This window comes from Corynebacterium sp., assembly GCF_052107835.1.
GTDB lineage: Bacteria > Actinomycetota > Actinomycetes > Mycobacteriales > Mycobacteriaceae > Corynebacterium.
Genome location: NZ_JBQEDF010000083.1, coordinates 1 through 8,503, shown reverse-complemented (window position 1 = coordinate 8,503; position 8,503 = coordinate 1). Strand labels below are relative to the sequence as shown.

The 8,503-nt window shown below is 67.2% G+C and carries 9 protein-coding genes; all 9 read right to left on the bottom strand.

Going from position 1 to position 8,503, the window contains the following annotated elements; all coding sequences use genetic code 11:
- Window positions 1–196 precede the first annotated feature (196 nt).
- Window positions 197–1,660, bottom strand: coding sequence for an SCO6880 family protein (locus ACTIL2_RS14610; RefSeq protein WP_442338206.1), 1,464 nt, complete (start codon window positions 1,658–1,660; stop codon window positions 197–199).
- A gap of 184 nt (window positions 1,661–1,844) precedes the next feature.
- Window positions 1,845–3,299, bottom strand: a complete 1,455-nt coding sequence (locus ACTIL2_RS14605) for a hypothetical protein (protein WP_442338205.1) — start codon at window positions 3,297–3,299, stop codon at window positions 1,845–1,847.
- Between the two features lie 34 nt (window positions 3,300–3,333).
- Entirely contained in the window at window positions 3,334–3,657 is a 324-nt protein-coding gene (locus tag ACTIL2_RS14600) for a DUF6112 family protein (protein ID WP_442338204.1), read from the bottom strand.
- An 86-nt stretch (window positions 3,658–3,743) separates the two neighbouring features.
- A complete protein-coding gene (locus tag ACTIL2_RS14595) occupies window positions 3,744–4,049 on the bottom strand; it encodes a DUF6112 family protein (RefSeq protein ID WP_442338203.1) in 306 nt (101 codons plus the stop codon).
- Between the two features lie 81 nt (window positions 4,050–4,130).
- Window positions 4,131–5,300, bottom strand: a complete 1,170-nt coding sequence (locus ACTIL2_RS14590) for a M23 family metallopeptidase (RefSeq protein ID WP_442338202.1) — start codon at window positions 5,298–5,300, stop codon at window positions 4,131–4,133.
- A gap of 14 nt (window positions 5,301–5,314) precedes the next feature.
- Complete coding sequence (locus ACTIL2_RS14585; protein WP_442338201.1) at window positions 5,315–6,013, bottom strand: hypothetical protein; 699 nt, start codon at window positions 6,011–6,013, stop codon at window positions 5,315–5,317.
- A gap of 74 nt (window positions 6,014–6,087) precedes the next feature.
- Complete coding sequence (locus ACTIL2_RS14580; protein ID WP_442338200.1) at window positions 6,088–6,552, bottom strand: hypothetical protein; 465 nt, start codon at window positions 6,550–6,552, stop codon at window positions 6,088–6,090.
- Entirely contained in the window at window positions 6,539–7,651 is a 1,113-nt protein-coding gene (locus ACTIL2_RS14575; RefSeq protein WP_442338199.1) for a ParB N-terminal domain-containing protein, read from the bottom strand. The genes ACTIL2_RS14580 and ACTIL2_RS14575 overlap by 14 nt, the downstream gene beginning before the upstream one ends.
- Window positions 7,652–7,665: 14 nt before the next feature.
- Window positions 7,666–8,503: hypothetical protein (locus ACTIL2_RS14570; RefSeq protein WP_442338198.1), on the bottom strand; the 838-nt coding region annotated here is incomplete at its 5' end.

Genomic DNA, 8,503 nt, shown 5'->3' with positions numbered 1-8,503 from the left:
TCAGCGGCGCGTTGCTCGGCGTGCTCGCGGGCGATGACTTGCCGGGCGGCACGTTCCCGGGTCTTGCGGTTCTTCCGGCCGGTGCCGTCCTCGACGAGAACGGTGGAGTAGAGCTTTTTCGTGCTGGTGTGCTGTCCCATGAGCGGTGGCCTTCCGACGGAGTGTGCAGTGACACCCGTCAGGTACGCTTCACGTCTCAGATGCCCCGGCAGAGCGGCAGCGCTGCCGCGACGAACGCCTGCGCCTGCTGCCCGACCAGCCGCCTCGTCTCGCACGACGCCTGGATCGCGGCCTGCTCGATCGCCGACACCGCGGCTTCGAGTTCATCGTCGGTGGGTGCGGAGACGGCGAGGAGGCCGGTGTAGCGGAGGACGCCGTGGCCGCTGGTGAGGTCGGCTTCCTGCTGCAGGACGTCTTGGTATTCGGCGGACTGCTGGGCGTCTTCGATCTGCCCGCCCTTCTGCCGCTGCGCCGCATCACTGATGTACTCGGTCTTCTTCTTCCGAATATCCCGTGCCGCCTGATCGGAGCGGATCGGGTCACACAGCAGCGTGAACGCTCGCCGGATCCCACTGGAGAGGAGTACGGGTGCGAGGAATCCTGGGTAGACGAGGGAGCGGGGCCACTCCGAGATCCACAACACCGCGTGATGAGCGCTGTCGGATCGCAGTTGGTCCCAGGTCTCTTCCACCGAGACCGGGCCAGCCGTGGCGAGGTCTTGGCCGATCTCGCCGGAGCGTTCCAGGGTGGCGGCGATCGCGGGGTCGTAGGCACTGCGGAGCATGATGGCGAGCTGCCCCGGTGTGTACCAATCGGAGGGTTTCAGGTCGGCGGTGCGCAGCGCGGTCGTGAGGGTCTCCATCTCCTGCCGTAACACGACTGCGGCGCCTTTGAGGCTGCCGCCCGCGGTGCGGATCGCCCGCGCGGCGGCGCGCATATCCAGGGACAGGGAGATGGTGGAGATGTGGCGTTCCCCGGCTGGGCCTGCCCGGTCGATGAGCTCCCGGTACGTTTTCGCGACCCAGGAATCGTCGTCATTGCCCTGCTCCGCCCACCACTGCGCGAGCCCCGACCCACTATCGGGGACGGTGCGCTCCAGCACTTGCAGGCGCGCGATCCGGGTGGACCGGCACGCGGTGGACAGCACCCGGCCCCAGGCGTGCACTCGGCGTTCCTGCTCACCGGGGTCGAGGAGGATGAACGAGGGATGGGTCACTTCCACGAGCGCGGTCAGCGTCTGCCCGTGTGGGTCGTGGACCATGACCGCCCCGGTCTCGGGGTCCTCGTATTGGCGCAGCGGTGCCGCATCTCCCGGCAGCGCGAGTGTCCCCGCCGGACGAGGCTTTACGATCCGTTTCCGGTATCGGGTCTGGTGGAGCGCCTGCCGGAGCACCCAGTGGAGGGTGATCGGCACCCATTCGACGAGCTTCCGCCCGCCGATCGGTACCCAGGCGAGGGCGGTGGCGGTGCCCCAGATCGGCGACGTGTACAACGCGGCGGGACCACCGGTGTAGAGCGAGGCGATGAATACGGTGACCGCGATGGAGAGGGCGATGACTTGTGGGAGGGAGAGTCCGAGGATGATTCCGCGTCGGGTGAGGCGGGAGAACTTCACCGCTGACAGTTCGAACTCGGTGCGGGTGGACGCGGTACTGGCCATAAGGTGCTCCTGAACAGGCGGGCGGATCGGGGTCGCCGGTCAGGTACGGACACCAACAGTGGGCGGTGGCCCGTGAACCACCCGCTGGGGTCAGGTCGCTGGCTGACCGTCCGGGTGTTGTTCACGGGCCACCGCCCAGATGACGGAGTGCTTCACCTCCTCTCAGACGCCGGTCCTCTCCGCCTCAGGTCTTCGGTGCGGGCTTCGACGGCGGCGGAGCCTGCCCGCCACCGCTGGTGTTCGCGGGCGGGGTCTGTGGCTTCGCCGCAGGCGCGTTCGGGGCCAGTGTCGTGGGCTGCGCGGGCGGCACGGACTGGTCCGGGGGTGGTGGTGCGGCTTGCCCCTCGCTGGCGGCTCCGGCATGGTTGTCGGCGGCACGGCCGATCGCACCGCCGAGCTTCGGACCGGCCTCCGCCGCCCCCTTGGCGACCTTCGCCCCGGCGACCGCGACGATCCCGACCGGGTCAGCCGCCGCCCCGGCACCGGCACCGCCTGCTGCGGCAGCACCGCCGCTACCGGCAGCCGCACCACCCGAGCCTGCCGTCGCGCCACCCGAGGCTGCGGCCGTGCCGCCACCCGCTCCCGCAGGTGCTCCGGGAGCGGGCTGCGGTGAACCACTCGGTGGCGGCGGATTCCCACCACCACCGTCGCTCTTACCGTCTCCGCCGCCGTCGAGGATCTTCTGCGGGCCACCACCATCTGGTTTCCCGGAGAGCGGGAGGGGCCGGTTCATGGCCTGCTTCGACTCCTGCTCTGCGGACATGACGTGGTACATGTCGAAGCCGACGAAGGAGATGAATTTGTAGACCATGTACGGGGCGAACGCGGCGATGAACATCAGCACGATCCCCGCGATCGGATCCGCAATCGAACTGAGGTCCATGTCGATCGGTGCGTTGACCCGGTTGATCGCCACGAGGAACACCACGACGATCACGAGCTTCGAGAAGATCAGCGCGAGCACAAACGATGCCCACTTCCCGAACCACCCCTTCGTCGCATCCCACGACGCTCCAGACAGCGCGATCGGGGCCATCACGACGGCGACGAGGATCAGCGCTTTGCGGATGAGTAGCGAGAACCAGACGATCGCTGCCGCGCAGATCGCGAGGAAGGACAGGAAGATGGTGATGATCGCCCCGGCTCCGGGGGCGGTGAGGTTGATCGCGGTGAGCCCGGCGACGAGGACACCGATCTTCGCCCCCATCTCTTCCAACGTGGTCCCGGTGGCCTGGATGATCCCGATCGAGAGCTGGTCGACGATCTCCAGCAGTGTCGCGGTCAGTGTGATGACGAGGAACGACCCGAGCACGCTCTTTGCGAGGCCGAGGGCTGCGCGGGACAGGGCGGTCGGGTCGCGTCTGATCAGCCCGGTGATGAGTTGCAGGCAGAAGAAGATCAGCATGAGGAAGATCGCGATCCCGAAGATCACGTTGTACACGCCGACATACCCGGACCCGGTGATGTCGACCAGGGTGGTGGAGTCGAACAGCGCCCAGACGCCTTGGAAGATCCAGGACGCAGCGTGCCCGATTGCTTGGGCGAGCCAGTCGAATGGTGCAGCGACGAGGGTGGCTGCGCCTTCGCCGACGGCGTCGCAGACGTTGCTGATGATGGGGACGTCACAGATACCAGCCACAACACCCCTCCCTTCCGTGGGTTCGGGGTGGTGGTTAGGAGACGGTCTGGCCGACGTTCCAGAAGAAGTTGATCAGCGTCACCGACGCTCCGGTGATGATCGCGGCCCCGCAGGAGATCAGGACCCCGACCTTCCCCCGCGATGCCAAATGCGGGTTCGAGGAGTTGGATCCGAAGCCCCAGACCACGGCGGAGACGATCAGGGCGAGGACAGACAGGATCAGCCCGATCGTCATCACCGCACCCACCACGGTCCGCAGCGCGGTGATCCCGGGGAGGCCGGAGTCGTTCGGGGAGATGTCGATGTTCGCGGGCAGCACCGCAGTGAGGGTGGTGAGGGTGTCGAGGACGGCAAGCATGGGTGGGCTCCTTCACAAGCGATCGCCCCGTACCCGGTCGTGCGGGGTCACTGGGACAGGTGCGATGCCGGAACGTGCGACCCGGCTCAGAGGGTGTCGCCGAGGCTCAACAGGAAGTTCATCCAGGTGACCCCGGCACCTGCGAGGACGGCGGCTCCGAGGGCGACGAACACCCCGACTTTCCCTTTCGCGGCGGTCTGCGGGTTCCCCGCTGACGAGGACACGGCCCACACGATCCCGGAGACGACCAGCATGAGCACCGAGACGATCAACACGATCGTCAGCAGCGCGCCGACGATCTCGATGAGGGTCGAGCGCCCTCCGACACCGGAGAGATCGGGGTAGACGTTCTCGGCCGGTAACAGCATCAGGGCCAGGAGGGTGGTGGGCATGGGGTTCTCCTCACGACAAACGGGGTGGGCGGGCACCGGTCAGGTGCGCCGCCCACCCAGCCAGGCCTCCCTCAGCTCGGGTCAGGTGGTGCAGCCCGGCCCGCCACCGATCGGCGCGTCGATGCCTTCCACGCCGCGCTCTGCGAGCCAGGGTTCGGCGTCGACGGCGGGGGCGTTCGCGCCGCCGGGGTGGACTTGGAAGTGCAGGTGCGGGCCGGTCGAGTGGCCGGAGGATCCGACGTCGCCGATGTGTTGGCCGGCGGTGACCCGGTCGCCAGTGGTGACGTGGATGCCGTGTGCCCACATGTGGATGTACTTCGTCGCGACCTTCTCACCACCGATGGTGTGCTCGATCGTGATCTGCCCCGAATACCCGTCCACCATCCCGGCGTAAGTCACCACTCCGTCGGCCAACGAGAAGATCGGGGTGCCGTCGGGGGCCGCCCAGTCCGTCCCCGCGTGCAAACGCGCTTCCCCGGTGATCGGGTCGATCCGCGGCCCGAACGACGACGTATGCACGTAGCTGTCCGTCGGTAGCGGGAACACCAACCGGCTCGTCTCCGGGATGTTCGTGTCTCCAGGCACCCCGCTCCCGCCACCGCCGCTGTTGCGGGTGAGGGTGTCGAGGATGGTGCGGGCGACGGGCTCGTAGTTCTGATACCGATCCGGATACGCAGACACTTCGACGGCTTGCGCGGCTTCGCCCTTGTCCATCTGCTGCCACCCCGGAATGTCGAGTAGCCCTCGGGGTGAGGGGTAGTTGGGGCCGTCGGGTCCGCCGTAGAACGCCCGCGCCTGATAGGTCGTGTCCATGAGCTCGGCGACCGTGCCCCACCCGGACTGCGGGCGCATCTGAAACAGACCCAGCGAATCGTGGTCGGAGCCGTTGCCATCGTTCGGGTAGTTCCCGGACTCGGGGTAGGTGCCGGTGTTCGCGAGTTGCCGCAGCGTCGACTCCGTCAGCGCCGCCATCAACGCAATCAGAATCCCATCCCGCCCCGCCCCAGGAGTGTTCGCTCCGACGGTGATGATCGTTCCGGCATGGGTGAGCTGCTGCCGGTTCAACGTGAAGGTGTATCCGTCTTTCATGGTGACCTCGAGCGAGTCGGGGATCGGCCCAAGGACGACACCGCTGGCGATGCAGCTGCCCTGGTTGAGGACGGCCGGGTTCACGAGCACGCCGATGCTGAGCAGCCCGAGCATCGGAGCGAGCAGCATGAACGTAGCTGCGGCAGCGAGGAGCTTCTTCATCACCGTGCCCCGCCCTATCGGAGGGGGTTGTCGAGTTCGGACAGGCGCAGCAGATGACACCGGTCGAACACCGGCTCACAGGACACAAACACCGTGAACGCCACCGCATGCGAGCTTTCGACGGGGTCGTCGTACCAGACACCGTCCCGGTGCCTGATGCCCTCGACCGTGTACGCGATCGTCCCCTCGGTGATCTGCCCGCCGGAGGCGGCGACCGCTTCCTCCCACTGCTCCGGGATGTAGATGCGGTCGATCTGAAGGTGCTGGCGGGTGCGGTACTCGGCAAGATCCCGCCACGTCGACGCCGACGGGAAATACCCGTCCAGGTCCGAAATCAACCCCGGCGTCTCGGTACCGGTCGGGTCGGCGTCCTCGATCAACACGGCCCGGTGATCCGAAGGCGTCAGCAGCGTGAAGGTGTCCCAGTCGAACAGCGCCGCAGCGACCGCACGCACGTAGGTCTCGGGGCTATTCGTGCGCGGCAGGACTGGCAACTCTGTCTCTTCCGGGTGTCCGTTCGGGTCGGTGGGGTCTACCGGTGCCGTGGACGAGTTCGGGGTGTGATTCCCGGGATCATCAGCGTCGCGAGGGCCGGTGATGAGGCCGTAGATGCCGATCCCGGCGAGCACCGCGATCACGAGACCGGTCGCGGTGAGGGAGATGATCAGACGACGTCGGCGACGCTGCTGGTCGTCGGAGTGAGGAGAGGACATGAGGGTGGAGCCTTCCAACGAGAAACGGGCGGGTCACCCGATAGGTGCGCTGCCCGCCCGCCTCCCGTCCTCGTTCAGCGGGTGAGGCCTGTGCTCTGGCTGGTGTGTCCGCTTGCTGGGGGTTCGGGGTCGAGGGTCGCTTCCCGTTCCGCGAGTGCTTCAGCGAGTCCCGCAGGTCGTGTCGGCGCGGGCTCGGGGTGCCAGGCGATGTGCCCGTTCTCGCTGTGGGCTTTCATCACGAGCTGGACCACCTGATCCGTGGAGGCAGCGGCAATCGATAACCAGCCGCCCGCCTTGACTGCGTGATCGTGCCCCGCGTCCCGGTCACCGTCGTCGGTGGCGGCGAACGGCGCGTGTCGTTCGTGCCAGGCCGCGAGCTGCTGCAGCCCCTGCTGGACCCTCGACAGTGTCAGATGCAACGACCCGAGCACCCCGTAGGTGTCCTCTGGGGTCTCGATCTGACGGGTTGCGTAAGCGAGTCCGCGAGCGGCTTGCGCGAGCTCGTCCGCGTCCTGGGATGGGTTCTCAAACGTCGGCATCGCCGGCCTCCTCCCGCCCCGCCCGGGCATACCGTGCCTGGTCGAGGAAACCACTGGCTTCGGTGATGTAGGTCTCGACGAGTTCCCACTGCTCCTCGTCGGCGTATCTTCCGAAGTCTTCGGGGTTGTAGCGGTCCCACCAGCCGTGCTCCCGGCGCAGCAGATCGACGAGCTTGCGGATGGCGTGCTTCTGCCGCAGCAACGGGTCCGCGTCCGTCCACCCCTCCCGCGGTGCGAGAGCTGCGGCATCCTTCCGCAACTGACCCACCCGGGAAAGCGCCCGCGTCACTTCCTTCATCGCATCCTTGGGATGCTCCTGCGCCTTCACCAGTTCGAGCTCCGCCGCAGCTGCCTCTCGGACTGCGTCCGGCTCGTCCGGGTCGAGCGCCCAACGCTGAAGGGTGTTGAGGGCTTGGAGGAGCTTGACGCGCAGGTAGCGTCCGTTGACCTTCCCATCCGTGTTGAGCTCGAGCAGGGCTTCGGCGGCGGCCTGCCGCACCTCGGGATGCTCACCGTCGGACGCGGCGATCTGCTTCAGCTCCACGACCTGATCGAGCATCGAGTGCGAGTCCCGCCCGGTCACCGCTTTCGCTGCTTGAATACGCGTCTTCCCACCGGCTCCGACACCTGCTGGTTGCGGTGGTGTTGAATCAACACCACCGTGTTCACTCCCGCGAACACCCGACACGTCCCCGCCCTCAGCGTCATCGGCGACGTTGGTGCGGGCGAGGGATCCGAACTGGGTGCTCTCCTGCTTGCGGGCATTCTCTTCGGCGTAAAGCTGCTTGAGCTCCTCATAGAGCTCTGCTTGTTCGATGGGGGTGAGCATCTTGTGGAGGGTGTTCTCGTCCTGGATCGCCAGCACGGTGGAGAGCTTGTCCGAGACACCCTGCACAACCCACACGGGCACGGTGCGGTGTCCGAGGGTGCGCATGACCGCGAGGCGGCGGTTGCCGGAGATGAGGACATTGCCGGTGGTGATCACGATCGGAGACAGCAACCCGAACCGACGGATCGACTCCGTCAACTCCTCCAGATCCCCCAGGTCACGCCGGTAGGAGTGACCATCGATGATCTGATCCGTCGCATGCTCCAACACCAAATGACCCCGACTCACGACTCGCCCCCGTTCTCCTCGTACCCGTCAGGTACGGAGGCCATCCGGCGGGAGGTTTCGACGAGGGTCTCGTCGCGGAGGAGGTCGGCGACGTCGTCACCGAGGAGCACGCGGGCGAACAGTCCGTAGTCTCCGGTCTTGCGCCTGCCGGTCTTCGTGCCGACGACCAGGCGGACGAGGCCGGCCCATTCGTTGGGGGTGTAGCCGAGTCGGATCGCGATGTGCAGTTCCTTGGCGACGATCTCGAGCGCGGAGCTGCCGGAGGACAGGCCGGTGATGCGGTGGGCGATGTAGTCCACGGCCTGCTCAACGGGGCGGGCGGGCCAGTCGGTGAGCACCAGGAACACGCAGGTCGCGCGGATCACCCGATCCACCGACCTGTCCTCCCCGCCGTCGTCCCTCGCGTACAGGGTGTGGGCGTGGGGGTGGACGTCGTAGAAGAACTCCTCGTAGTGCCCGGCCCGCATCGGCTCCTCAGCGGGCCGCTTCGACGGACGCCGCGCCTTGTCCTGGCTGGTCATGTTCCGGTCGGCGTGGACCTCGGCGGCGATGCCGAGCGCGACCGCCCGCGTGACTACCGCCCACGGATCATCCGCCCGCAGTGTGGTGGGTTGTCGCATCGCGAGGAATGCCTCGTAGGCGGCGTCGGCGGGATCGCGCCGCCAGGCTTTCGCGATCGGCGCGTACTTCCCGGTGGCGTAGACCATGAGCTCCGCAGCGACCGGGCTGGTCGCCCAGGCGTTGTGCTCGTTCAACTCGGTGAGTAACTCGCGCAGCCCCTCACTCGTGCGGAAATCCGGCAACGGCAATGCCGCCGATGTGGATGTGGATGTG

Coding starts and splice junctions, on each gene's coding strand:
- ACTIL2_RS14600 (WP_442338204.1), bottom strand. CDS start 3,657: ATGCTTGCCGTCCTCGACACCCTCACCACCCTCACTGCGGTGCTGCCC.
- ACTIL2_RS14580 (WP_442338200.1), bottom strand. CDS start 6,552: ATGCCGACGTTTGAGAACCCATCCCAGGACGCGGACGAGCTCGCGCAA.
- ACTIL2_RS14590 (WP_442338202.1), bottom strand. CDS start 5,300: ATGAAGAAGCTCCTCGCTGCCGCAGCTACGTTCATGCTGCTCGCTCCG.
- ACTIL2_RS14595 (WP_442338203.1), bottom strand. CDS start 4,049: ATGCCCACCACCCTCCTGGCCCTGATGCTGTTACCGGCCGAGAACGTC.
- ACTIL2_RS14585 (WP_442338201.1), bottom strand. CDS start 6,013: ATGTCCTCTCCTCACTCCGACGACCAGCAGCGTCGCCGACGTCGTCTG.
- ACTIL2_RS14610 (WP_442338206.1), bottom strand. CDS start 1,660: ATGGCCAGTACCGCGTCCACCCGCACCGAGTTCGAACTGTCAGCGGTG.